The organism is Solidesulfovibrio magneticus RS-1 (assembly GCF_000010665.1).
Classification (GTDB): domain Bacteria; phylum Desulfobacterota; class Desulfovibrionia; order Desulfovibrionales; family Desulfovibrionaceae; genus Solidesulfovibrio; species Solidesulfovibrio magneticus.
Genome location: NC_012796.1, coordinates 4894896 through 4918650 on the forward strand (window position 1 = coordinate 4894896; position 23755 = coordinate 4918650).

Below are 23755 nucleotides of genomic sequence, written 5' to 3' on the forward strand. Positions count from 1 at the left end.
CGGCTTCGCAAGGGGCCGCCTTTTCGTTTTGGCTGATTCGTGGCAGCGTCAGCGCCGGATAAGCAACGCCATTCCCAGATGACAGGACGGTGTCCCATGAAGCTGATCGACCTGAACACCTGGCCCCGCCGGGAGCATTTTGCCTTTTTCCAGTCCCGGCGAAACCCCTGCGTTGCGGTCACCGCGCCGGTTAGCGTGGAGAACTTGTTGCGCTTTCGCCAGCAGTGTGGCGACGGAAAGCCGCGCCTGTCGGACTGCGTCTATTACGCCATCATGCGCAGCGCCAACGCCGTGCCGGAACTGCGCCAGCGGCTAGTGGATTTACGTCCCGTGGAATTCGCCCAGGTGGACGCCGCCTTCACTTACCAGCCCAAGGGCCGCGACCTGCACGCCAACTGCGTCGCCGCCTACGACGCCTCCTTCGCGCGCTTCCGCCAGACCATGGAGGCGGCACGACAGGCGGCCGACGCCGCCCCGACCCTGACGCCCCCGGGCGGCGAAAGCCAAGGGCTCATCTATATGACCAACCTGCCCGACGTGGCCTTCACGGCCCTGTCCAATCCCTGGGACGATCCCTGGCGCGACTCCGTGCCGCGCGTGGCCTTCGGCAAGATCGACCCGAGCCGCCTGACCATGCCCGTGGCCCTGGAAGCCCTGCACAGCTTCGTGGACGGCCGCCATGTGGGGGAGTTTTTCGGGGGGATTGAGGCGGTGATGGCCGAGCCTGAGAGGGTGTTTGGAGGAGAAGCCTCCGGCGGCCAAAGGGGGTGACCCCCTTTGGAAACCCCGAATGGGGAAGGACGGTGGTGAGTTATTGCGATCTACTTGAGGATGGTGCGGGGCCGGAAAGGCCCCGGAAAAAGGCGGCTCCCTGACGGGGCCGCCTTTTGTATGGCGACGGGTCTATCGCCCCCCGGCCTGCCGGCGGCCGAGGCCTTCGGCCAGCAGCGCCACGGCCAGGGTGTTCATGCTGACGCCCTCCACGGCGGCCTGCCGGGCCAACCGGGCATGAAGGCTCTTGGGCACGCGGGTGCGAAACTCGCCGGTCTTGTTCGGCCCCTGCCCCGGTTCGGGCACGGCGTCGCCCCATTTTCGGGCAGCATCGATCCAGGCCTTTTCAGCGTCCGCGCCGTTGGCAATGGCCTCTTCGACGGTCGCGCCATCGGACATACAGCCGGGCAGATCAGGAAAAGTGATGAGGTAGCCCGGGCCGTCGTCTTCATCAAGCAATGTTATTTCGAATGGATAGCGAGGAGTTTCCATCACCGGGCTCCTTAGGTCGCGGCATCGACAAGGGCCAGGAAGTCGCTCCACGCCCGTCTCCAACCACCCCCTTGAAAAGTTTTTGGGGAAGGAGAGGGGGGCGCGGGGGGAGAGGGAACCCCTTTTTTCAAAAAGGGGTTCCCTCTTCCCCCCGCACTCGCGCTAGCCGATCTCCGCCAAAATCTCCCTGGCCGCCGCCGCCGGGTCGGGGGCTTTGGTGATGGGGCGGCCGACGATGATGTGGGTCGCGCCGGCGACGATGGCGGCTTTGGGCGTGGCCGTGCGGGTCTGGTCGTCGGCGACGCTGTCCAGGGGCCGGATGCCCGGCGTGGCGATGATGGGCTTGCCGCCAAGCGCCTTGCGCAAAAACGCCGTCTCCAGGGGGGAGCAGACGATGCCGTCGGCTCCGGCCTCCAGCGACGTCTCGGCCCGCAGCCGCACCAGATCGGCAAGCGTGCCGGCGAATCCCGACTGCTCCAGCTCTTCCTGTCCCAGGCTCGTCAGCACCGTGACGGCCAGGATCTTCGTCTTTCCCTTGGCCTTGGCGGCGGCGGCCACCACCTGCGGATAGCCGTGCACCGTGGCCAGGGCGATGTCGTGGTTGGCCAGCTGGGCCGTGGTCAGGGCCACCGTCTGGGGGATGTCGTGGAATTTGAGGTCGAGCATGACCTCGTGGCCGCGTTTGGAAAGCGCGTCGCACACGGCAAAGCCGGCGTCGAGAAAGAGCTGCAGCCCGACCTTGAAGAAATTGACCTGGGGCGACAGGCGGTCGGCCAGTTCCAGGGCCTGGGTCGCGGTGGGGACGTCCAGGGCGACGATGAGACGGCGGTCGGCGGATGGTGCGGTCATGGGGCTCACGCGGTGGATTAGAGGTTGGCGTAGCGTTCCAGGCGCTTTTTATAGGCCAGGATGCCCTCGGTCATGCCCTGGGCCAGGGCGCGCAGATAGGCGTCGGAGGACAGGCGCTGGGCGTCGGCCGGATTGGTGACGTAACCCAGCTCCACCAGCACGGCCGGCATGTTGGCCCCGATGAGCACGAAAAACGGCGCTTCGTGGGGTCCCCGGTCGCGGGTGGGATAGTCGCCGCGCACGGCGGCGATGGAGCGTTTTTGCACGAATTTCGCCAGGTCGCGGGACTCGGCGGTCTTGGCCGAAAGCATGAGGTCGGTGAGGATGGCTTGCAGGTCGCTGATTTTCTTCTGGGAAGCGGCGTTTTCCCGGGCGGCCACACGGACGGCTTCCTGGGTGGTGGCGAGGTTTAAGGAATAGGTTTCCATGCCGGCCGAGGTCTTGTCGGTGTGGGAGTTGCAGTGCACCGAGACGAAAAGGTCGGCGCCCTTGGAATTGGCCAGCTCGGTGCGCGTTTCCAGGGGGATGAAGACATCGGTGGTGCGCGTATAAATGACGCTCAAGCCCTTTTTCTGGAGCGCCTCGCCCAGGAACTTGGCGAATCGCAGGTTCACGTCCTTTTCGGTCAACCCGGACAGACCCTGGGCTCCGGGGTCCTTGCCGCCGTGGCCGGGGTCGATCATGACCGTGCGCAGGGTCAGGCCGAACTGTTCGATGAGGCTGCCGGCGTTCTTGCGGGCCTGCTCGGGAGGCCGCAGGTTGGCGGCCGGGGCCGAGGGCAAGGGCGGCGGCGTGGCCGGAGCCTTGACCTCCCGGGCGGCGGTCTGGGCCGGCGTTTCCTTGGCCGCAGGCGGCGCGGCCTTGGCCGGAGCCTCGGCCTTGGCCGGCTCGGGCGCGGCGCGGCCCTTGTCGCCGGCCACGTCCAGGACCACCCGGAAGGGGCCGGTTTCGGAGCGGATCTCGTAGCCGGAGAGGCTCTCCAGCTCCAGCACCACGCGCACGGTTTCCGGCGTGAAATAGCCGGCCCGCACCCGGGACACCGGACCTTTGCCGTAACGCTTCTCCGAAGCCAGCCTGGGGCCGGTTCGGGCGTTGTCGAGGTCGATGTAGAGGCGCTTGACGGCCGCGCCGTCCGGACGTTTCTGATCGAGAATCTGGTAGCGGTAGCCGGTCTCCCGGGAGAGCGTCAGGGTGATCCGGCTGCCGCCCGGCGTTTCTTCCACCTCGGCCTTGTTGAGAAAGGCGGGCTTGGCCGGCGTGGCCAGCTCGGCGGCCGGCTTGGCTGGGGTCGGCACCGCAGCGGGTTTGGCGGCCGGGGCCTCGGCCGCCTTGGCCGGTTCGGCGGACTTGGCCGGCTCGGCCTGTTTGGCGGCCGGCGCATCGCCGAAGGCGGCCAGGAATTTTCGGGCCTGGGCGGCCATGTCGCCCTTGGGATATTTGCGGACCAGGGTCTCCAGGTCGGCCTTGGCCTCCAGGGGACGCTTGAGGTTCTCGGCCAGGATCACGGCCCGGCGCAGCAGCGCGTCATCGGCCCAGGCATGGGTGGGGAAGGACTGGGCGAGCCGGCCGTAGAGGCTGGCGGCGGCTTCGTAATCGGCGTCCAGGACCGACCGCTTGGCCAGCTCGGCATTGGTCCAGGCCTGATAATACAATGCCTTGGCCCCTTGACCCGTGTTGCCGCCGGCCTTGGCCAGGGCGGCGAAATCCGCGTCGAGTTCCTTCCACAGGTCGCGCCGGCCGGCCGAGGCCGGGTCCTTGCGCAGAGCATCGAAACGCCCCACGGCCTTGTCGTAGGCACTCTCCGGGACCTGGCCGGCGGCCTTGGCCCGGGTCTTGGCCGCCAGGGCCTCCCCGGCCTGTCCCGGAGCCAGGGACAGCCCCAGGACAAGCGCCAGGACGACGCCCAGGACCGTCCAGGCCCGGATCGAAACGCTCGTGCCCGCCACGCCGCCGCCTATTCCACGGTGACGCTCTTGGCGAGGTTTCGGGGCTGGTCCACGTCCTTGCCGAGGTAGTCGGCCATTTCGTAGGCGAAAAGCTGCAGCGCAGGCAGCATGAAGAAGGTGGCCAGGGGTCCCCAGCCGGCCGGCACCTCCCAGGGATGGTCCACGTCGAGGTCGGCGCCCGGATGGGTCAGCGCCACGATTTTGCCGCCCCGGGCCTGGACTTCCTGGAGGTTGGACTTGACCTTGGGATAGAGCGCGTCCACCGGAGCCAGGGCAAAGGACGGGAATTTGGGGTCGATAAGGGCGATGGGGCCGTGCTTCATCTCGCCGGCGGCGTAGCCCTCGGCGTGGATGTAGGAGATTTCCTTGAGCTTGAGCGCCCCTTCCAGGGCCATGGGGTAGTACAGCCCCCGACCGAGGTAGAGGAAGCTTCTCGCTTCGCTGTAGACCCGACACAGGGCCTTGGCCCGGTCGCGCATGCCGGGCAGGGCGGCGTCGAGTTCGGCCGGCAGGGCTTCCAGGGCCGGCAGGCATTTGGCCGCCACCTCGGCCGGCAGCACGCCGCGCTTGCGGCCCCAGACCAAGGCCATGAGCGTGAGCAGGGTGAGCTGGGAACACATGGCCTTGGTGGAGGCCACGGAAATTTCCGGTCCGGCCTGGGTATAAAGCACCACGTCGGCCTCGCGGGCGACGCTGGACCCCACCACGTTGCACAGCCCGATGACCTTGGCCCCGCGCGCCTTGGCCAGCTGGATGCCGGCCAGGGTGTCGGCGGTCTCGCCGGACTGGCTGATGGCGACCACCGTGTCGCCAGGACCCAGGATGGGGTCGCGGTAGCGCAACTCCGAGGCGATCTCCACCCGGGTCGGGATGCCGGCCCACTGCTCCATGAGGTACATGCCCCATAAGCCGGCGTGGTAGGAGGTGCCGCAGGCCACGATAAAAAGCCGCTCCGGGGCCGGCAGGGGTTCGAGCTCCGGCAGCCAGGCCGATCCCGTTTCCCGGTCGATCCGTCCGGTCAGGCAGTCGGCGACAACGCGGGGCTGCTCGAAAATCTCCTTGAGCATGAAATGCTTGTAGCCGCCCTTCTGGGCCGCGGCCACGTCCCAGGAGATGTGGCGCATCGCCTTTTCCTTGGGAGCCAGGGTGGCCGCGTCCATGACCTGCCAGGAGCCGGCGTCGATGCGCACCATCTCGCCGTCGTCAAGGAAAACCACTTCGCGGGTATAGGGCAGAAAGGCCGGAATGTCCGAGGCCAGGAAGTTTTCGCCAACGCCCACGCCCAGGACCAGGGGCGAATGCTTGCGCGCGGCGTAGAGCATCCCCGGGTTGTCCCGGCTGACCACGACCACGGCGTAGGAGCCTTCGACCCGGGCCAGGGCAGCGGAGAGCGCCTCGGCCAGGGAGCCTTTTTCCTTGAAATACAGGCCCAAAAGCTGGGCCAGCACCTCGGTGTCGGTCTCGGACACGCAGCGGATGCCGGACTCGGCCAACTCTTTTTTGATCTCTTGATAGTTCTCGATGATGCCGTTGTGGACCAGGGCGATGGCCCGGGAGGCGTCGAGGTGGGGATGGGCGTTTTTCTCGGTGGGCAGCCCGTGGGTGGCCCAGCGGGTGTGGCCCACGCCCGAGGTGGCCAGGTAGACGTTTTGGGCGGCGAGCTTGGTTTCCAGATTGCCGAGCTTGCCCTCGGCCTTGACGGACACGAGGTCCCTGCCCTGCAAAAACGCCACACCGGCGGAATCGTAGCCCCGGTATTCCAGCCGTTTGAGACCTTCGATAATGACCGGGACGGCCGGCCGGTGTCCACAATATCCGATGATGCCGCACATAATAGGCTCTCCTGGCGCGCCGGGCGCAAGCTGGAACGGCGGCCGGGACCGGCCGCCCTGGCCGACCGCGAAACCTCGCCGTGCTGTGGCGTATCTAGCCCGGCTTGGCCCGTGTTGCAACCGCGCGCGGACAAGCCGGCCGGAAAATGCGAGCGGGGCAAAGTGACCCGCCACGCCTGGCCGGGAAATTTTGACCCGCACCCCCTCTCCCAAAGGACAAAATGTCGTCAAGGCGACAACCTCCCGACATCACTTGCCAAATCGTAACGATTCCAGCCCTGGCGCGTCTTCGCCCCCCTGCCGACTGTGTGCAGGAGTCCCACAGGCCCGGCGATGCGCTTGCCATAAATTCTTAACTAACCAAAATTCCAGTTATTTTTTAAGGGGCCGATACTTGCTATGCCCCGGCAACCCATAGCCACCGGGAAGACGCGCGGTTTCCCCATGCCGTCGCATGACCATGCGGTCTTTGCCGCTGTCCGGCCGTGGGCTCCGGCGTGCCCGCCTCCCCTGGACCAGGAGGCGCGGCCTTGGCGTAAACGGTTTATTCGGCGGGAGGTTTCAAGCGGGGTTTTACACACAACGTAACGGAGGGGGTTTCGATGACGCTGGCTATCTTGATCGCCATTTCCTTGATGTGGCTGCCCGTGGCTTTGTTGTTTCTCGGCTACGGCGAAGCCAAGGGCACGGGGGCCATCTGCGCCTTTGTCGGCATTTGCGTGGTGCTCGGAGCATTTATCAACGCCATCCAAAACGACGCTTTCACGGCCGGGCTACTTTTTGCCCATGGCCTGCTCTACTGCGTGGTGGCCTATGCGCTGCTGGCCGGCCTGGACAACCTGCGCTCCGTGGGCAACGTGAGCCTCACCGTCGCCATTATCTCCTTTATCTACATGCTGCTGTACTACCACGTGAAAGGCAGCGGCTATTTCACCCTGGCCTGCGCCGGCTACACCGTGCTCACCCTGGAAGTGTGGCTCAACGCCTACAACAAGCTCTCGGCCAAGCTCTTGGCCTGGTCGCTTATCATCTGGGTCCCGGTGGGGCTGTACATCCCCGCCTTCCTGTTGCTTTCGGGCAAGCCGCTGCCCTTCTAGCCCGCGGCCAAAGGCCCGGATCGCTTCGCCGCGATCCGGGCCTGTCCGATATCGCGTCCGTCGGTTTCGGTATTGTTGTTTTTGTCACGACCTTTGGAGGAGGGAATCATGAAACGCTTACTGCTGACGATCCTGGCCGCCGTTCTGGTCACGACCGCCGCCGTCCGCGCCGAGGCAGCCACCGAAGTGCGGATGACCGGAGACGCCCTGGTCTACGGCAACTTTTTCGCCAACCGCAACTTCACCGGCTGGAACAGCGCCAAATGGATCAATGAGGCCGGAACCATCCAGCGTGCCGGCACCAGGACCGAGGACCGCTTCGAGATCTGGGAGCGCTTTCGCCTGCGCTCGGATTTCATTGCCAATGAAGCCGTCAAGTTCCGCCTGGGCATCAAGGTCGAGGACGTCTGGGGCCATGGCACCCTGACCGCAGCCAATCCCCAGGTGGCCCTCGAAGTCTACCAGGCCTATCTGTCGTTCAAATGGCCCGGTTGCGACGTTTCCATCAGCGCCGGCTTGCAGCCCGCGTCCATACCCCAGAGTTCCTTTTTCGCCGGCAGCATCATTTTCGACGAAGACGTGGCCTCGCTCATCATCAGCGCGCCGCTGATTGAAGACCACCTGAGCATGATCCTGGCCTATGTGCGCACCATTGCCAGCGACCGCACCTACGCCCCCACCACCACCTCGATCTATTCCAACGAAGAAGGCTACATGCTGGCCCTGCCCATCACCGTCGAAGGCTTCAAGGCCACCCCGTGGGCCCTGTTCGGCGTCGGCGGCAAGGGCGGGCACTACCTCACCGAGGCCGGCTGGGCCGAAGGACTCATCTCCGCCGGGCTGTTCGCCGTTTCCCCGGTGGGCTGGAAAAACAACTTCATCACCGCCCTGTGGGCCGGCACCACCCTGGAAGTCACGGCCCTTGATCCGCTCAAGTTCTACGCCGACGTCATCTGGGGCCAGCACGGCATGAACGAATACCAGAAGAACGTCCGCAACGGCTGGTTCATCGACGCCGCCGTCGAATACACTGGCCTGACCATGCTCACCCCCCAGGCCTTCGGCTTCTGGTCCACGGGCGAGGACAGCTCCACCAGAAACGGTTCCGAGCGCATGCCCAACTTCTTCCCCGGCTCCGGCCGCGGCGGCGAACATAACGGCGGCACCCAGTCCTGGAACGCCGGCAACAGCTTCCTCTTCGATGGCGGCCAGGAGCTGGTCAAGGGCTCCAACATGGGCATCTCCCCTGTCGGCGCCTGGGGCTTTGGCGCGTCGCTCAATAACGTGAGCTTCATTGAAAAGCTCACCCAACGCCTGACGTTCGCCTACGTCCACGGCAACAACTCTTCCAAGGCCATCCGCTACGCCAACGAAGTGCTGGGCTCCAACCCCATTTTCGTCATGGGCCGCGACCTGACCGCCAGCGAATGGGTCATGGGACTCAACTTCGACACCAAGTACATGCTGTATGAAAATCTGGCGCTCATCATGGAAACCGGCTGGGCCCACCCCAGCGCCTTCCAGCAGAGCGTCTGGGGCCGCCGCCTGGCCAACAAGGCCGAAGACGCCTGGAAAGTCTCCTTCGGCTTCAAGTACACCTTCTAGGACCGCCCGCGCCGACGACGCGACCGCCGGAGCCCGGCAAGGCTCCGGCGGTTTTTTGTCGCCTCGGACCGGCCGCGTCCGCCCCACCCGGCCGCAGCCGCCGCGCCGCCGCCGCATGGACAGCGGCCCCGTGATGGGCTACGCGTGGCCTGCCCAAAAACACAAGGAACCACGCCAGAACGCTCAAAGCGACTTTACCATGCAAAACCAGCTCTTTCTCAAGGAACTTACCCGCGAGGCGGCTCGCCGCCGCACCTTCGCCATCATCAGCCACCCCGACGCCGGCAAGACCACCCTCACGGAAAAGCTCCTGCTCTTCGGCGGGGCCATCGCCATGGCCGGGGCCATCAAGGCCAAAAAGGCCGGTCGCCACGCCACCTCGGACTGGATGGCCATCGAACGCGAGCGCGGTATTTCCGTGACCTCCTCGGTCATGAATTTCGAGTTCAACGGCCATGCCGTCAATCTCCTGGACACCCCGGGCCACCAGGACTTTTCCGAGGACACCTACCGGGTGCTCACCGCCGCCGACTCGGCGCTCATGGTCATCGACAGCGCCAAGGGCGTCGAGACCCAGACCAAAAAGCTCATGGACGTCTGCCGTCTGCGCGACACGCCGATCATCACCTTCATCAACAAGCTCGACCGCGAGGGACGCTCGCCCCTGGAACTCCTCGACGACATCGAGCAGAGCCTGGGCATCGAGGCCGCGCCCCTGTCCTGGCCCATCGGCATGGGCAAGGGATTTCAGGGAGTTTACGATCTGCGCCAGGCCCGGCTGCGCTTTTTCGAGGCCGCCGACAAGGGCGCCCGCCCCCGGGAGGGCGTGATCGTTCAGGGTCTGGACGATCCGGCCCTGGACGAACTGCTTGGCGACGCGGGAGCCGCCGGTCTTCGCCACGACGTGGAGCTGCTCGACGGCGCGGGCTATCCCTTTTCCATGGAGCGCTACCTGACCGGCAAGCAGACGCCGGTCTTTTTCGGCAGCGCCATCAATAATTTCGGCGTTCGGGAACTGCTGGAAGCCGTAGTGGACCTCGCCCCGGGGCCGCGTCCCCGGGCGGCCGCCCCTCGGGAAATATCCCCCCTGGAAGAAGAGTTCACCGGCCTGGTCTTCAAGGTCCAGGCCAACATGGACGCCGCCCACCGCGACCGGGTGGCCTTTGTCCGCATCTGCTCCGGCCGCTTCAACCGGGGCATGAAGCTGCGCCATCATCGCCTGGGCAAGGACATCAAGGCCTCCAACGCCATCCTTTTTATGGCCCAGGAACGCAGCGGCGTGGAAGAAGCCTGGCCCGGGGACATCATCGGCATCCCCAACCACGGCACGTTAAACGTCGGCGACTCCCTGTCCACGGGCGAACCGCTCAAATTCCTGGGCATCCCGCATTTCGCGCCCGAGCATTTCCGCCGGGTGCTGCTCAAAAACCCGTTCAAGGCCAAGCAGCTGGACAAGGGCCTGACCCAGCTGTCCGAGGAAGGGGCCATCCAGTTCTTCCGGCCCATAAACGGCGGCGGCATGTTGCTGGGGGCCGTGGGGGCCTTGCAGTTCGAGGTCATCGCCCAGCGTCTGGCCTCGGAATACGACGTGGACGTCGATCTGGTCGGCACGAAGTTCAACGCCGCCCGCTGGCTGTTCGCCGAGAGCAAGGAAGCCCTGGACAAGCTTGTCCATGAGGAATCCGACGCCCTGGCCACCGACGCCGGCGGCCATCGGGTCATGCTGTTTACCAGCGACTGGATGATGGAACGCACCGTGGAACGCTGGAAATCCATCCGGTTCGAGGCCACCCGGGAGTGCGCCGACGCCACGGCCTAGCAGCCCGTCCCTGCAATAAGACGATCATTTTTGTTGGCCGACACGCGGCCGGGCCAGTCCTTGGCCGGCCGTGTGTCGCGTTGCCAAGGCCGGCTCCCTGGGCTACCTTGCCCGGCCATGACATACGACACTCCCCGCGCCCGGCACGACCTCGAATTCATTCCCTTTGACCACGAAGGCCAACCCACCATCCTGGTGCGCGACCGCCTGGAAATCGTACCCTGGGGCACCGGCATCCCTCAGGGGCTGCTGCCGGTCATGGCCCTTATGGACGGCCGGCGCAGCCTGGCCGAGGTGGCCGCCGCCGTCACCGAGGCCCAGGGCGGCCGGGAAGTGACCGCGGACGACGTGGCCGGGCTCGTCAAACAGCTCGACGCGGCCGGACTCATGGATTCGCCCCGCTACCGGGAGCGCAAGGCGGCCATCGCCGCCGCTTTCGAGGCCGCGCCCCGGCGCGAGACGGTGTTCGCCGGCCAGGCTTACCCCGACGCCGGGGATGAGTTGGCCGCCTATCTCGACGCCGTGCTGGCCGAGGCCCCAGAGGCTTGCACCGCCCCCGGCCCCATAAAGGCCGTCATCGCGCCGCACATCGATCCCGAGGCCGGCCGGGCCGCCTACGCCGCCGCCTACGCCGCCCTGGGCGCGGCCATCAAGGCCGCCGCGCCCAAGCGCGTCATCGTCCTTGGCGTCGGCCACCAGATCATCGACGGACTTTTCTGTCTCACGGACAAGGCCTTTGCCACGCCGCTCGGCGACGTGGGCGCCGACGCCGAGGCCGTGGCCAGGCTGCGCGCCGCCGGCGGCCGGTCCGTTGACGCCTCGACGCTACCCCACAAGGCCGAGCATTCCGTGGAATTTCAGGCCGTGTTCCTGCGCCACCTTCTGGGCGACGCGCCCTTTGCCATGGTCCCCGTCCTGTGCGGCTCGCCGGCCGGGGTGATGGACGCGCCCACGCGGCAGGCCTTCCGCGACTGCGCCGGCCCGTTCCTCGACGCCCTGGCCGAGCTGGCATCCCAGCCCGACACGCTCATCGTGGCCGGCGTGGATTTCTGCCACATCGGCGGCAAGTTCGGCCATGCCGAGCCGGCCGAGGCCCTGGAAGCGGCGGCCCTGGCCCACGACCGGGCGCTCTTGGCCGCCCTGGGGGCCGGCGACGCGGACGCCTTCTGGGCCGAGTCGGCCCGGGTAGGCGACGCCTACAACGTCTGCGGCCTGTCCGCCCTGGCCACCCTGGCCGAGATCCTGCCGCCGTCGTCCATGACGCTGCTTTCCCACGACATCATGCGCGAAACCCCGACGCTTTCGGCCGTGAGCTTTGCCGCCGCCGCTTTTTGCCCCAAATGAGCGCGCCCATCGTCCTTGACCGGCTCATTGTCGAGGCCTCGTCCCGCAGCCGGGCCGAAATCGGCTTCACCATCCGGGCCGGCCACAAGAAGCGCTGGCTGGACCACGACCTGCCCCTGGCCCTTTTCGAAAAGGCCCTGCGCGACATCGACGCCGTGGCCGAAGTCCGGTTCCAGGGCTGGGGCGATCCCCTGGCCAACCCGGACATCCTGGCCATGCTGGCCGCGGCCAAGCACGCCGGGGCGCGCACGGTGCTCGCCACCGACGGCGTGCGTCTGGCCGATGAGCACGCCTCGGCCTTGACGCGCGACGACATCGACGTGGTCGTGCTGCCCCTGGCCGGGCTGATGGAGGACGCCAATTTCCGGCGGCGCGGCACAAGCCTGTACGCGGCCCTGGCCGCCATCGACCGGCTCACCGCCGTCAAGGCCGTGCACGATTCCAAGCTGCCGCAAATCGAGGTGCGCTACGCCCTGACCCGCACCGGGCTGGAGCAGGGCGAGCTTGAGGCCCTGCCGCGCTTTCTGGCCGGCCTTGGGGTCGGCGCGGTCCATGTGCGGCCGCTGTCCTACGCCACCGGCCCCGAGACGGAGTACGACGCCCTGGTGCCGGCCGATCAGGACGCCTTCGACGCCCTGGCCGCCCGGCTGCGGGCCGCCGCCGAAGAGGCGGCCGGGCTGGGTCTGCGCCTGGACAGCCGGCTGGTGCACGGCGGACTGACCCGCTTTCGCTGCCCGGACCGGCCAGCCAGCACGCTTTTCATCGCCGCCGACGGCGCGGTCAGCCCGTGCGCGCTGCGAAACGTGCCCGTAGCCGATCCAGCCAGCTACCGGTTCCACGGCGCGACCCTGCCCTTCCCCCGCGACGTGCGCGGCAATCTGCACGTCGATGCCCTGCCCGCCGTCTGGAACGCGCCGGAGTACCGGGAATTTCGCTACTGCCACGACACCGACACGCCGCCCGAGGGCTGCGCCGGCTGCTGGCGGTCGTTCTGGGTGGATGTGGCCTAGGGACGCGCCCCTCGGCGCGGGAATTGCCTCCAACGTCCGGAATTCCCGTCTTCTCCGCCCACGAAAGCGCCAAAAACCGGTTCAATCGCGCCTCGGAATGTGAGACAGTTTGTGGGCAGCGCCCACTGCCCCGAACCGACATGCAACCCTCGCTGCGCGCGGAGTCGCGACATGGCCGTCTCCATACGAAAATTCACCCTGATCTGGATCTGCCTGGGGTCCGCCGTCCTCCTCGCCTTTTACATCCTGCTCAACAGCCTGTTGTTGACCCAGACCTTTTCCGGCTTTGCCTATGTGACGCTGGCCAACAACACCGTGCGCGTGGCCAATTTCCTGGATGAAGAGGTGCAAAAGCTCGACGACATCATCGTTGATTGGGCCGTCTGGGACGACAGCTACCAGTTCATGCAGAAAAACAAGCCCGACTTCGTGCGCTCCAACCTCAACGACAGGACGCTCGGCTCCCTGGATTTGGCCTTCATCGCCTTCGTCGACAACGAAGGCCGGATCGTCTGGTCGGCCAGCCGCAAGGCGGACGATGCCTTTGCACCCCAGCTCGACGAGGCCGTCCGGGACATCATTCTCCACCAAACGACCATGCTCCGGCCCGACGACCAGGAGGGCCGGATACGTGGCATCGCCAGCCTGCACGACACCTTCACCATCATCGCCAGCTGTCCCATTTCCGACAGCGAAGGCGCCGCGCCCAAGCTGGGGACGCTGGTCATGGGCCGCGACCTGACCGAACCCATCATCAAGAAAATCGAGGAAAAGACCCGGTTGCGCTTCACCCTGGCCGACCATTTCGACAGCGCGCCTCTGGGCCGGCAGGTGCAAACGGAACATCTGCAAACCGAAGACTCGGAGCTGGCCGTTCACATCTACGACACCAACGAATCCACCTTGTCCGGCCACGTCAAGCTCAAGGACATCACCGGAGCGGAAGCTCTTGATCTGATCGTTTCCGGAGACAAGGAAATCCTCAAACTGGGGCAGAGCGCCTCGCTAAAGTCTTCCATCCTGCTCATCTGCGGCGGCTTTGCGCTGATCGGCTGCATCCTGTTTCTCATCGAACGCAAAGTGCTGCGCCGCATATTAAGCATCAAATCGCAGATCACCGAGATCAACAAGACCATCAACGTCTTCGGCGCCAAAAAGGACGTCACCATCTCCGGCGACGACGAAATCAGCGAGCTGGCCCGCTACATCAGCCTCTATATTTCCCAAATCACCAACTACAAGCTCAACTTGGAAAATCTGGTCAAGGAACGCACCAGGCGTTTGCAGGAGAAAAACGTCGAGAACGAGAAAATCCGCCAGAAGCTCGAAGAAGCCAAGGTCGTCGCGGAACAGGCCAACAAGACCAAGACGGATTTCCTGGCCAAGGTGACCCACGAGGTCCGCACGCCCATGAACGCCATCAAGGGCATGAACGACTATCTCCTGAGTACCGCCCTCACCGCCGACCAGCGCGACTGCCTGACGGCTATCAAGGAATCCTCCGACCACCTGCTGACCATCGTCAACGATCTGCTTGACCTGTCCAAGATCGAAGCCGGCAAGATCGTTCTGGAAACCATCGACTTCAACCTGAAAAGCGTCATCGAATCCACCACCCGGCTCATGCTGCCCCTGGCCAACAAGAAAAACCTCGAGCTCGTCACGCTTCTCGACGACAGCGCCGACGTCGTGGTCCGGGGCGATCCGGCCCGGCTGCGGCAAATCCTGCTCAACCTGACCAACAACGCGCTCAAATTCACCAAGCTCGGCGGCATCGCCGTCACCGCCTCGGCGACCACGGACGCGACGGCCGGCGGCTACGAGATCGCCATCACCGTCAGCGATACCGGCGTGGGCATCGAACGCGCCCGCCTCGACACCATCTTCGAACCCTTCACCCAGGGCGACGACTCGACCTCGCGCAAGTTCGGCGGCACGGGCCTTGGCTTGTCGGTCTGCAAACAGCTCGTCGGCCTCATGCACGGCGCAATCACCGTCGAGAGCACGCCGGGGGAAGGCAGCAGCTTCACCGTGCGCCTGCCCCTTGCCCAAGGCGACTACAACCACATCCTCGCCCGGCCCGATGCCGCCAAGGGACGCGAGGCCCCCCTCGACCGCCTGATGATTCTGGTCGTGGACGACAACCCCATGAACCTGCGCGTGGCCCAGAAAGTGTTTTCGCTGCTCAACCAGGAACCCATCCTGGCCCAGGGCGCTCAGGAAGCCTTGACATTTCTCAAGACCGCCCTGTTCGACATGGTCTTCCTGGACATCGAGATGCCGGAAATTAACGGCATCGAGCTGTGTCGCATGATCCGGGACGGCGTCGCCACGCCGCTCAACAAGGACGTCCCCATCATCGCCATGACGGCCTATTCCCTGGACACCATCCGGGACGAATGCCTGGCCTGCGGCATGGACGACTTCATTACCAAGCCCCTTGATCCGCAGGTGCTCTATGAGAAAATTTTGCTGCTGCACCAAAACATGACCGGACTGTGCCGCTACGAACACGGCGCGTCGGGCCAGCCGGAACCGGACACGCCACAAGACGGCCAGGGCAACGCCCGGACGCTGCACAGCGAACTGGCCCTGCTCAAACTTGGCGGCGACGCCGAACTCTATAGGGAAGTCTGCGAAGGCTATCTGGAAAAATACAATACGCAGCGCATCGACATCACCCTGGTGCAGTCCAGGCCCGAGGCGGACAAGCTGGGCTTTGAAATCCATTCGCTCAAGGGACTGGCCCAACAACTCGGGGCGGAAAAGCTCTGCGCCGTGGCGACGGTGATAGAAAAGACGCTCAAGAATCAGGAACCCTGCGAGGACGCCGCCTTTGCCCGCTTGCTGGACGCCGCCCGGGAAACCGAGCAGGCCGTCACGGACTATCTGGCGCGCGCACGGCCCAAGGCGGACTGACCGCGTCGACGGCAGCCGGCCGGGCCGACGTCTCGCCACGCCCCGCCGAAGCCGGGAGACCGGCTACCGCCCCAGGATGCTTTTGACGACGCCGGAGATTTTCTCGACGGAAAACGGCTTGACCACATAGGCCGTGGCGTTGTGCTGGCCGGCTTCCAGGATGCGGGCCGGATCGGCCTCGCTGCTGATGATGACCACGGGCAGGGCCTGCATGGCAGGCGACTGGCGAATCCTGTCCAAAAGCGCCAGGCCGGACAGCCGGGGCATGCGCAGATCGGCGAACACCAGCTCAAAGTCTTTCTCGCTTTCCAGCAACTCCCAGGCCGCCTGGCCGTTGGCCACGGTGCGCACGTCCCGGCAGCCGATGCCGAGCAGAATCTTCTTCAGCACGTTTTGCATGACCGCGGAATCGTCCGCGACCAGAATTTTCCCGGCATTGCCCATGAAAGCGCCCTCTGCGGGTTGCGCGGCATAAGTTGAGAACAATGACTATACGGCCATTGAGCCGTTATCGTCAAACGGCGCGGGGAAAGGGAAGGGCCGGGCGCGCAGACGGGCGGGGAGGGGGCTGGCGCGACGGGGATGCCAAACCACGACGGCCGGCCATGAGCAGCAATGCACGCGGCCGGTGCTCATCATCTCGCCCGGGGCGTTTAATCGCCTCACCGGCACGCCTGTCGTCTTGCCCATCACCACCGGCGGCAATTTCGCCCGCACGGCCGGCTTCGCCGTGTCTTTGGAAGGAGCCGGCACGCGAACCACCGGCGTGGTGCGCTGCGACCAGCCCCGCGCCCTGGATGTGGCGGCGCGCGGCGGCCGGAAGTTGGAGAGCGTGCCGGCAGGCGTCATGGAGGAGGTGTTGGCGAGGGTGGGGGTGATAGTGGGGTGATGAGGCAGTCAGGAAACAAATGACTTCCATTCTTGTTCTTTTTCGTCATAAAATCTAGTAAATTGTGAAGGATAATCCTTTCCTACTCTTCGGAATATACTAACAATATCTGCCAAGCCTACAAAATAGACTTTTGGTCGTTTCGAGGAAACCACTATCCGGTCTGGCGAACAATTCCTCTCAGAGCTTACAAAACATCCTAGTAGTTTATTTTCCTCATCAATCTGTGGAACAAAAATATAGCTGTGCACAAATTGGTTGCAGAGTTCATACAAAGCCACCATCTTGACATATTCACGATCGAAATCTGTAAACCTATCTATATCGTCTCTGTTGAAATACTCGACCATCTCGACTATCGGAAAACACTGAACAAAAATAACGCACTGCTTTGTTGCGTCTGATATTTTTAAAGTATCAAACAACTTTCTTACTAGATAAAATCCAAAAAACAACTCTTTTTCAAATCGGACAAATTGCTTTTCAGCCTTAGCATCATCTTCTTCAAACCTCATTCGCTCTAGCCAATTAGCGGCTCTAATCAAAGATTGCTTCCAAGGAACAGAGTCATATATCATATATCATATAAAATCAACCATCATATAATATTGACCAAATAGCCACCGGCTTGCGACGACAATAACACAAAATCGGCAAATTCAAATCGTATTCCTTATTCACCGAAAGGCTAGCCACTAGTCAACATTAAAATGAACCCCCTTGACCTCCCCCCAAAAAATCACTAAACCCGCATATCAGGATATCTTGATATGCTCAAAAGCGACGCCACCCCACTCCCCTGGTTCAAGGCCTTGGCCGACGAAACGCGTCTGCGCCTCGTCCGCGTGCTCTCGCGCCATGAACTGTCCGTGGGCGAAATCACCGCCGTCCTCGATATGGGGCAGTCCCGCGTGTCGCGACACCTCGCCATCCTCGTCGGCTGTGGGCTGCTCGGCAGCCGGCGCGAAGGGGCCTGGACCTTTTACAGCGCCGTGACCGCCGGCCCGGCCGCCGCGTTTCTCGGTTGCCTGGCCCCGTTTCTCGACGCCGCCGGCCATGACGCCGATCTGGCCGCCGTGGACGCCGTGCTGCGCGAGCGCCGGCTGGAAACGCGCCGCTTTTTCAACGACATCGCTGCCGATTGGGCCGCCCTGCGCCGCGAGGTGCTGGGCGATCTCGACCCCGCCGCCCTGGTTCGCGAGGTCATGCCCGACCGGATGGCCGCCGCCGCCGACCTGGGCTGCGGCCCGGGCGATCTGCTCCCGGTGCTGGCCGAACGCGCCGGGGCCGTCATCGGCGTGGACAGCTCGCCCTCCATGCTGGCCCTGGCCGAACGCCGCACCCACGGCCTGCCGGTCAGCGTGCGCATGGGCGAACTGGAACACCTGCCCATGGCCAACGGCGAGGCCGCCTTTGCCGTCATCTGCCTGACCCTGCACCACCTGCCCGATCCGGCCGCCGCCCTGGCCGAGGCCCGGCGCGTGCTGGCCCCGGACGGACGGTTGGTGGTCATCGATTTCGCCCCCCACGAGGACGAAGCCATGCGACGCCGCTTCGGCGACCGCTGGCTGGGCTTTTCCCGCGAGAAACTGACCGAATGGCTTCACCGCGCCGGCTTTGATCTGGCACAGTGGTCCGAACATCCCGTCAACAACGGGCTCGTCGCCGCCCGCGCCGTGGCGACGCCCCGCCAACCCGCTTAGACAAAGGAGCCGCCCATGAGCGTCAAACCCCTTGATCTCTCCCTGCCCTACATGGTCGCCGACATGGCCCAGGCCGATTGGGGCCGCAAGGAAATGCAGCTGTCCGAAAACGAGATGCCGGGACTTATGGCCGTCATCGCCAAGTATGGCGACAAAAAGCCGTTGGCTGGCCTTCGCGTCACCGGCTCGCTGCACATGACCATCCAGACCGCCATGCTCATCAAGTGCCTCCACGCTCTGGGCGCGGACCTGCGCTGGGCCTCGTGCAACATCTACTCGACCCAGGACCACGCCGCCGCCGCCATCGCCGCCGACGGCCTGGCCGCCGTCTACGCCTGGAAGGGCGAGACCCTGGAAGACTACTGGTGGTGCACCGAGATGGCGCTGACCTGGCCCGACGGCACCGGCCCGGACCTCATCGTGGACGACGGCGGCGACGCCACGCTGTTTATCCACCACGGCGTCAAATGCGCCAAGGACGCCAAGGTCCTCAACGCCCCCACCGACAATAAGGAAATGGCCATTATCATGGACCGCATCAAGGCGGTGGTGGCCGCCGACGCCGGCCGGTTCGAGCGCATGGCCAAGAAGATTCGCGGCGTGTCCGAGGAGACCACCACCGGCGTGCATCGCCTCTACCAGATGATGCAGGCCGGCGAGTTGCTGTTCCCGGCCATCAACGTCAACGACTCGGTCACCAAGTCGAAGTTCGACAACCTCTACGGCTGCCGCGAGTCGCTGGCTGACGGCATCAAGCGGGCCACCGACGTCATGGTGGCCGGCAAGGTCGTGGTCGTGGCCGGCTACGGCGACGTGGGCAAGGGCTGCGCCCACTCCATGAAGGGCTTTGGCGCGCGCGTGCTGGTCACCGAGATCGACCCCATCTGCGCTCTGCAGGCGGCCATGGAAGGCTACGAAGTCACCACCATGGACGAGGCCTGCTCCCAGGGCGACATTTTCGTCACCGCCACCGGCTGCTGCGACGTCATCACCGGCGCGCACATGGAAAAGATGCGCGACGGAGCCATTGTCTGCAACATCGGCCATTTCGACTCCGAAATCGCCGTGGCCTACCTGGAGACCACCCCGCACTGCAAGAAGGAGTCGATCAAGCCCCTGGTCGACAAATGGACCATGGCTTCGGGCAACGCCATCCTCATGCTGGCCGAAGGCCGTCTGGTGAACCTCGGCTGCGCCACCGGCCACCCGAGCTTCGTCATGTCCAACTCGTTCACCAACCAGGCCCTGGCCCAGATCGAGCTGGCCACCAAGGACTACAAGATCGGCGTCTACACACTGCCCAAGCTCCTGGACGAGGAAGTGGCCCGGCTGCACCTCGCCCGCCTCGGCGCCAAGCTCGAAACCCTGACCCCGGCCCAGTCCGCCTACCTCAACATCGACGCGGCCGGCCCCTACAAGCCCGACCACTACCGCTACTAGTGGCCCGCCCTTAAAAAATACGGGAGTATTTTTTAAGAAAAACACAGGTTTTTTTGTCCGCGGCCCGCGAAACGCCTGAGATGCTTTTCGTGGACGCGACACAAGGCCTTTCCGAACAGGGATTGCCCTCCCGCTTCGGACCGGGGCCGCCGCGATGCCCGTCGCGGCGGCCCCGATTGTTTGGCTCGCGGGCAGCAAAAAAACACAACAACCCTTGCGCGGGATAGGGTTTCATATTACCCACCGCCAATGCCGGTCTTGGACTTCCCTACAACCATCATCCTCTACTTCGTCACCAACCTCTGCATTGCCGCCATGCTTGCAGTGGCCTTCTCCGATTCCCGGGCCAAGGGAGCCTGGCTCTGGATTGCCGGCCTAGCCGTGCAACTGGCCTCGGGACCGCTTTTTTTGCTGCGCGGCAGTATTTCCGACCTCCTTTCCATACTTTTGGCCAACCTCCTCTTCACCGCCTCCTGGACCTGCTACCTCGCCTCCCTGGACGTCTTTTTCGGCAACCGGCGCAGCCGGTTGGCCTATGCCCTGCCGGTGCTTCTGGCCCTGGGCATCTTCACGGTCTGGATGGACGTGCCACGGATGCGCTCCATCTTCGCCAACGCCCTCTACACCGGCCAATGCCTCATGCTGGCTGGGGTGCTCCTGGCCCGGCGCACCCAGTACCGCCCGCGCGTCATCGCCATCTTCGCCCTGGGCTATGTCCTGGGGGCCGGAGCCAGCCTGCTGCGCGGCATGGCCGCTTTCCTGAACAGCAATCCCACCGCCAACCCCTTTGCCCCGGGGCCTGTACAGTCCTATTCCCTGCTCATTTCCGCCCCCAGCCTCATCGCCTGCACCCTGGGCTTCGTGCTGCTGCACCGGGAACGCTCCGAGGCCGAGATACGCCGTCTGGCCGACATCGACCACCTGACCGGACTGGCCAACCGGCGCGGGTTCGAAGCCGCCTTCACCGCCGCCCTGGCCCGGGCCGCCGCCCGCAATGACTGGACCAGCCTGGCGCTTATTGACCTCGACCATTTCAAGGCCGTCAACGACCGCCTGGGCCATGCCGCCGGCGACGTGGTGCTGGTGGAGTTGGGCCGCATCCTCATCCGCGAGGTCGGCGCGTTCGGCTTCGTGGCCCGCATCGGCGGCGACGAATTCTGCGTCGTCATGCCCGGCACGCCCCCGGACCGCGCCGCCGGGCTGGCCGAGACCCTGCGCGCCGCCATCGCCTGCCACGACTGGGAAAGCTACGGCCTGCCCGAGCCGCTCACGGCCACCATCGGCGTCTCCAGCCGCCGGGGCAGCCTGGACGACTCCGGCGCGGACTTCCTGCGTCTGGCCGACATGGCCCTGCTGGCCGCCAAGGACGAAACCCGCAACTGCGTGCGCCAGGCCGAGACCGCCGTCGACTGCCCCCCCGGTCCCCTCGCCTCCTGACCGCCCCCTTCCGCTCTGGCGACAACTGGCACGGCAATCCTAAAAGCCGTGTCTTTTCATTTGGTTGCTACACACCACACAAGTTTGTATGGCTAGACTACGCAATTGTTCCGGGCTTCCGGGACACAGATTGCAACCCCTTGCAATCGTTTGACGGCCGGTCTGGCCCGAAAGTTGATAGGGGATGATCGGGCCAACGCCCAAGGAACTTGCCGTGCACACACCCGCCAAAGACATCGCCTACCGCTCCATCGGCATCCTGCGCTCCCCCTTCCGGGACATCGCCGGCATGCCCATCCAACCCGTGGGAGCCCTCGGCGTCGTCGGCCACGTCGAAGTCCATGCCGACTTCGTGCCCGGTCTGGCCGACCTTGAGGGCTTCTCCCACGTCTTTTTGCTCTACCACCTCCATCGGGTGACGGGCTTTGACCTCATGGTCAAACCCTTCCTCGACAACGACCATCACGGCATTTTCGCCACGCGTTCGCCCAAGCGCCCCAACCCCATCGGCCTGTCCGTGCTGGAGCTGGCCGGCGTGGAAGGTTCCACCGTCCATCTGCGCAACGTCGACGTTCTCGACGGCACGCCCGTGCTCGACATCAAGCCCTACGTGCCCCGCTTCGACGTCTGGCAGGCCGAGCGCACCGGCTGGTTCGCCGGCAAGGCCCGCAACGCCGGCGAGTACACCTCCGACGACCGGTTCCGTTAGACCGCGTGACGTTGACGGAAAGACCATTCTGGCTGATCACGGTTTCGCAGCCGTCGCGCTGCCGTAAGAAAACGAAGAATGCCTCCGGCGGCCGGGAGGGGCTTAGCCCCTCCCGGACCCTCCCTGAAAGGGGGAGAAGGGGGTTTAAACGGGCTGGGCGGTTTCATGGCCGATCCGGCAAGGGAGCGTCTGAGGTTCGTGCAGCTTGTCACCGTGGCCGGACCGCCTTCGTCGGGCAAGACGTCGGTATTGCTCAAGCTTGCCGCCGTGCTGGGCCGCCAAGGCAGACGCCTGGGCGTGGTCAAGTTCGACTGTCTGACCGGCCGCGACAAGGACGTCTTCGACGCCGCCGGCATCCCCTGCGCCGCCGGCCAGTCCGGGGCGCTGTGCCCGGACCATTTCTTCGTCTGCAACGCCTCCGATGCCCACGCCTGGGGCCTGTCCCGGGGCCTCGACGTGCTGGCCGTCGAAAGCGCCGGCCTGTGCAACCGCTGCGCCCCCCACGTCGAAGGGGCGCTGGCCGTGTGCGTCGTCGACAACCTCTCGGGCATCGACACCCCGGCCAAGATCGGCCCCATGCTGCGCCTGGCCGACGTGGTGGCCGTCACCAAGGGCGACGTGGTCTCCCAGGCCGAGCGCGAGGTCTTCGCCTTCCGCGTGCGCCGGGCCAATCCCCGGGCCACGGTGCTTTTCGTCAGCGGCCTCACCGGCCAGGGAGCCGAGGCCCTGGCCCACGTGGTGGCCGGCGCGCCGGCCACGCCCAGCCTCGACGGGGCCAGCCTGCGCTTCACCATGCCCGCCGCCGTGTGCTCCTACTGCCTGGGCCAACGCAAGATCGGGACCGACCACCAGATGGGCAACGTGCGCAAGATGGACTTTCCCCGGGAGCCGGCATGACCAGTACGTACCCGACCTTTGCCGCCATTTGGGAGGCGCTGCCCCCAGCCCGGGATTTCTTCGCCGCCCAGGGCCTGCCCATGCCCGCCCCCAAAGCCGCCCCGGCCGACTACTTCGCCGCCCTGTCCCCGGACGCCCTGGCCGAGGTCGGCACGGACGCCGCCACACTCTCCGCCCGGTTCGCGGATTTTCTCGCCGCCCTGCCGCGCCTTCGGGCCGACGCGCCGCGCGTCGCTTCCCTCACCGTGCGCGGCGGCACGGGCAAGGACGGCCGGCCCGAACACTTGGACCTGACGCTTTGCCCCGGCGACGTGGCCGCCCTGGTCGGCCCCACCGGCTCGGGCAAGAGCCGCTTTTTGGCCGACGTCGAATGGCTGGCCAACGGCGACACCCCAACGGGCCGCCGGGTGCTCCTGGACGGCAAGACCGCCGACGCCGCCGGCCGGCTGGCCGCTTCCGGGCGGCTGGTGGCCCAGCTGTCCCAGAACATGCATTTCGTCATGGACCTGACCGTGCGCGAATTTCTCGTCGCCCACGCCGAAAGCCGGCTTCTGGCCGACGCCCCGGCCGCCGCCGAGGCGGTGGAGGGCCTCGCCAACGAACTGGCCGGCGAACCCTTCGGCCCGGACACGGCGCTCACCGCCCTGTCCGGCGGCCAGAGCCGGGCGCTCATGATCGCCGACGTGGCCCGGCTGTGCGCCTCGCCCATCGTGCTGGTGGACGAGATCGAAAACGCCGGCATCGACCGTCGAAAAGCCATTTCACTCCTTACCGGCAGCGGCAAGATCGTGCTCATGGCCACCCACGATCCGCTCCTGGCCCTGACCGCCGGCCGCCGGCTGGTCTTTGCCGCCGGAGCCGTGGCCGCCGTCATCGCCACCAGCCCCGAGGAACACGCGTCCCTGGCCGCCCTGGCGCAGGCCGACGCCAAGCTCGCCGCCCTGCGCGACTCCCTGCGCCGGGGCGGTTCCCTGTGTTTTTCCCAGGAGAAATGAC

20 protein-coding genes are annotated in these 23755 nt (G+C 65.4%); 14 read left to right on the forward strand and 6 right to left on the reverse strand.

The genetic code is table 11. From position 1 onward, the window contains the following. Nucleotides 1-96 precede the first annotated feature (96 nt). Nucleotides 97-771: a CatA-like O-acetyltransferase gene (locus tag DMR_RS20390; RefSeq protein WP_043601257.1), complete on the forward strand. Its 675-nt coding sequence runs from the start codon at nt 97-99 to the stop codon at nt 769-771. 132 nt (nt 772-903) lie between these two features. On the opposite strand, the gene DMR_RS20395 is transcribed toward DMR_RS20390, so the two are convergent. From DMR_RS20395 to glmS, 4 genes are all read right to left on the reverse strand, one after another. Next, nucleotides 904-1263, reverse strand: a complete 360-nt coding sequence (locus tag DMR_RS20395) for a type II toxin-antitoxin system HicB family antitoxin (RefSeq protein WP_015862942.1) — start codon at nt 1261-1263, stop codon at nt 904-906. Nucleotides 1264-1425: 162 nt separating this feature from the next. Beyond that, nucleotides 1426-2112, reverse strand: a complete 687-nt coding sequence (gene pyrF, locus DMR_RS20400) for an orotidine-5'-phosphate decarboxylase (RefSeq protein ID WP_043601260.1) — start codon at nt 2110-2112, stop codon at nt 1426-1428. A 17-nt stretch (nt 2113-2129) separates the two neighbouring features. Continuing rightward, nucleotides 2130-4058 carry an N-acetylmuramoyl-L-alanine amidase gene (locus DMR_RS20405; protein WP_015862944.1) on the reverse strand — a complete coding sequence of 643 codons (1929 nt, stop codon included), beginning with the start codon at nt 4056-4058 and terminating at the stop codon, nt 2130-2132. An 8-nt stretch (nt 4059-4066) separates the two neighbouring features. Continuing rightward, nucleotides 4067-5890 carry a glutamine--fructose-6-phosphate transaminase (isomerizing) gene (gene glmS, locus DMR_RS20410; protein WP_015862945.1) on the reverse strand — a complete coding sequence of 608 codons (1824 nt, stop codon included), beginning with the start codon at nt 5888-5890 and terminating at the stop codon, nt 4067-4069. Nucleotides 5891-6492: 602 nt separating this feature from the next. Between glmS and DMR_RS20415 the strand changes: the two genes are divergently transcribed. The 6 genes from DMR_RS20415 (at nt 6493) to DMR_RS20440 (ending at nt 15684) form a co-directional block, all read left to right on the forward strand. Further along, nucleotides 6493-6987 carry an AmiS/UreI family transporter gene (locus tag DMR_RS20415; protein ID WP_015862946.1) on the forward strand — a complete coding sequence of 165 codons (495 nt, stop codon included), beginning with the start codon at nt 6493-6495 and terminating at the stop codon, nt 6985-6987. Nucleotides 6988-7095: 108 nt separating this feature from the next. Continuing rightward, on the forward strand, nt 7096-8592 hold the full coding sequence (locus DMR_RS20420) for an outer membrane homotrimeric porin (protein ID WP_015862947.1): 1497 nt from the start codon (nt 7096-7098) through the stop codon (nt 8590-8592). A gap of 199 nt (nt 8593-8791) precedes the next feature. Next, nucleotides 8792-10411 (forward strand): peptide chain release factor 3, encoded by a 1620-nt coding sequence (locus DMR_RS20425; protein ID WP_015862948.1) that lies wholly within the window; start codon nt 8792-8794, stop codon nt 10409-10411. Nucleotides 10412-10528: 117 nt separating this feature from the next. Then, a complete protein-coding gene (gene amrB / locus DMR_RS20430; RefSeq protein ID WP_015862949.1) occupies nt 10529-11755 on the forward strand; it encodes an AmmeMemoRadiSam system protein B in 1227 nt (408 codons plus the stop codon). After that, on the forward strand, nt 11752-12765 hold the full coding sequence (locus tag DMR_RS20435; protein ID WP_015862950.1) for an SPASM domain-containing protein: 1014 nt from the start codon (nt 11752-11754) through the stop codon (nt 12763-12765). Before amrB ends, DMR_RS20435 begins: the two co-directional genes overlap by 4 nt. A 171-nt stretch (nt 12766-12936) precedes the next feature. Continuing rightward, nucleotides 12937-15684 carry a hybrid sensor histidine kinase/response regulator gene (locus DMR_RS20440; protein ID WP_043601264.1) on the forward strand — a complete coding sequence of 916 codons (2748 nt, stop codon included), beginning with the start codon at nt 12937-12939 and terminating at the stop codon, nt 15682-15684. 63 nt (nt 15685-15747) lie between these two features. Here the strand turns inward: DMR_RS20440 and DMR_RS20445 are convergent, their stop codons facing one another. Next, nucleotides 15748-16128, reverse strand: coding sequence for a response regulator (locus tag DMR_RS20445; RefSeq protein WP_015862952.1), 381 nt, complete (start codon nt 16126-16128; stop codon nt 15748-15750). A gap of 124 nt (nt 16129-16252) precedes the next feature. Here DMR_RS20445 and DMR_RS20450 point away from each other — a divergent pair, with 124 nt between their 5' ends. After that, the gene (locus tag DMR_RS20450) at nt 16253-16573 is read left to right on the forward strand and encodes a type II toxin-antitoxin system PemK/MazF family toxin (RefSeq protein ID WP_043601267.1); all 321 of its coding nucleotides are present in this window, start codon (nt 16253-16255) and stop codon (nt 16571-16573) included. An 8-nt stretch (nt 16574-16581) separates the two neighbouring features. On the opposite strand, the gene DMR_RS24800 is transcribed toward DMR_RS20450, so the two are convergent. Next, nucleotides 16582-17118, reverse strand: coding sequence for a hypothetical protein (locus tag DMR_RS24800; RefSeq protein ID WP_148208499.1), 537 nt, complete (start codon nt 17116-17118; stop codon nt 16582-16584). Nucleotides 17119-17343: 225 nt separating this feature from the next. On the opposite strand from DMR_RS24800, the gene DMR_RS20455 reads away from it, so the two are divergent. The 6 genes from DMR_RS20455 (at nt 17344) to DMR_RS20480 (ending at nt 23754) form a co-directional block, all read left to right on the forward strand. After that, the gene (locus DMR_RS20455; protein WP_015862954.1) at nt 17344-18276 is read left to right on the forward strand and encodes an ArsR/SmtB family transcription factor; all 933 of its coding nucleotides are present in this window, start codon (nt 17344-17346) and stop codon (nt 18274-18276) included. A gap of 15 nt (nt 18277-18291) precedes the next feature. Then, nucleotides 18292-19716, forward strand: coding sequence for an adenosylhomocysteinase (gene ahcY / locus DMR_RS20460; protein WP_015862955.1), 1425 nt, complete (start codon nt 18292-18294; stop codon nt 19714-19716). A 249-nt stretch (nt 19717-19965) separates the two neighbouring features. After that, complete coding sequence (locus DMR_RS20465) at nt 19966-21153, forward strand: GGDEF domain-containing protein (protein WP_015862956.1); 1188 nt, start codon at nt 19966-19968, stop codon at nt 21151-21153. Nucleotides 21154-21337: 184 nt separating this feature from the next. Further along, nucleotides 21338-21862 (forward strand): tRNA (N6-threonylcarbamoyladenosine(37)-N6)-methyltransferase TrmO, encoded by a 525-nt coding sequence (gene tsaA, locus DMR_RS20470; protein ID WP_015862957.1) that lies wholly within the window; start codon nt 21338-21340, stop codon nt 21860-21862. Nucleotides 21863-22027: 165 nt separating this feature from the next. Continuing rightward, complete coding sequence (locus DMR_RS20475; protein WP_232502846.1) at nt 22028-22759, forward strand: GTP-binding protein; 732 nt, start codon at nt 22028-22030, stop codon at nt 22757-22759. Next, entirely contained in the window at nt 22756-23754 is a 999-nt protein-coding gene (locus DMR_RS20480; protein WP_015862959.1) for an ATP-binding cassette domain-containing protein, read from the forward strand. Before DMR_RS20475 ends, DMR_RS20480 begins: the two co-directional genes overlap by 4 nt. The last annotated feature ends 1 nt before the right edge of the window (nt 23755 follow it).

Coding starts and splice junctions, on each gene's coding strand:
- amrB (WP_015862949.1), top strand. CDS start 10,529: ATGACATACGACACTCCCCGCGCCCGGCACGACCTCGAATTCATTCCC.
- pyrF (WP_043601260.1), bottom strand. CDS start 2,112: ATGACCGCACCATCCGCCGACCGCCGTCTCATCGTCGCCCTGGACGTC.
- DMR_RS20395 (WP_015862942.1), bottom strand. CDS start 1,263: ATGGAAACTCCTCGCTATCCATTCGAAATAACATTGCTTGATGAAGAC.
- DMR_RS20440 (WP_043601264.1), top strand. CDS start 12,937: ATGGCCGTCTCCATACGAAAATTCACCCTGATCTGGATCTGCCTGGGG.
- DMR_RS20390 (WP_043601257.1), top strand. CDS start 97: ATGAAGCTGATCGACCTGAACACCTGGCCCCGCCGGGAGCATTTTGCC.
- DMR_RS20415 (WP_015862946.1), top strand. CDS start 6,493: ATGACGCTGGCTATCTTGATCGCCATTTCCTTGATGTGGCTGCCCGTG.
- DMR_RS20480 (WP_015862959.1), top strand. CDS start 22,756: ATGACCAGTACGTACCCGACCTTTGCCGCCATTTGGGAGGCGCTGCCC.
- DMR_RS20420 (WP_015862947.1), top strand. CDS start 7,096: ATGAAACGCTTACTGCTGACGATCCTGGCCGCCGTTCTGGTCACGACC.
- DMR_RS20445 (WP_015862952.1), bottom strand. CDS start 16,128: ATGGGCAATGCCGGGAAAATTCTGGTCGCGGACGATTCCGCGGTCATG.
- DMR_RS20475 (WP_232502846.1), top strand. CDS start 22,028: ATGGCCGATCCGGCAAGGGAGCGTCTGAGGTTCGTGCAGCTTGTCACC.
- tsaA (WP_015862957.1), top strand. CDS start 21,338: ATGATCGGGCCAACGCCCAAGGAACTTGCCGTGCACACACCCGCCAAA.
- glmS (WP_015862945.1), bottom strand. CDS start 5,890: ATGTGCGGCATCATCGGATATTGTGGACACCGGCCGGCCGTCCCGGTC.
- DMR_RS20425 (WP_015862948.1), top strand. CDS start 8,792: ATGCAAAACCAGCTCTTTCTCAAGGAACTTACCCGCGAGGCGGCTCGC.
- DMR_RS20455 (WP_015862954.1), top strand. CDS start 17,344: ATGCTCAAAAGCGACGCCACCCCACTCCCCTGGTTCAAGGCCTTGGCC.
- ahcY (WP_015862955.1), top strand. CDS start 18,292: ATGAGCGTCAAACCCCTTGATCTCTCCCTGCCCTACATGGTCGCCGAC.
- DMR_RS20435 (WP_015862950.1), top strand. CDS start 11,752: ATGAGCGCGCCCATCGTCCTTGACCGGCTCATTGTCGAGGCCTCGTCC.
- DMR_RS20465 (WP_015862956.1), top strand. CDS start 19,966: ATGCCGGTCTTGGACTTCCCTACAACCATCATCCTCTACTTCGTCACC.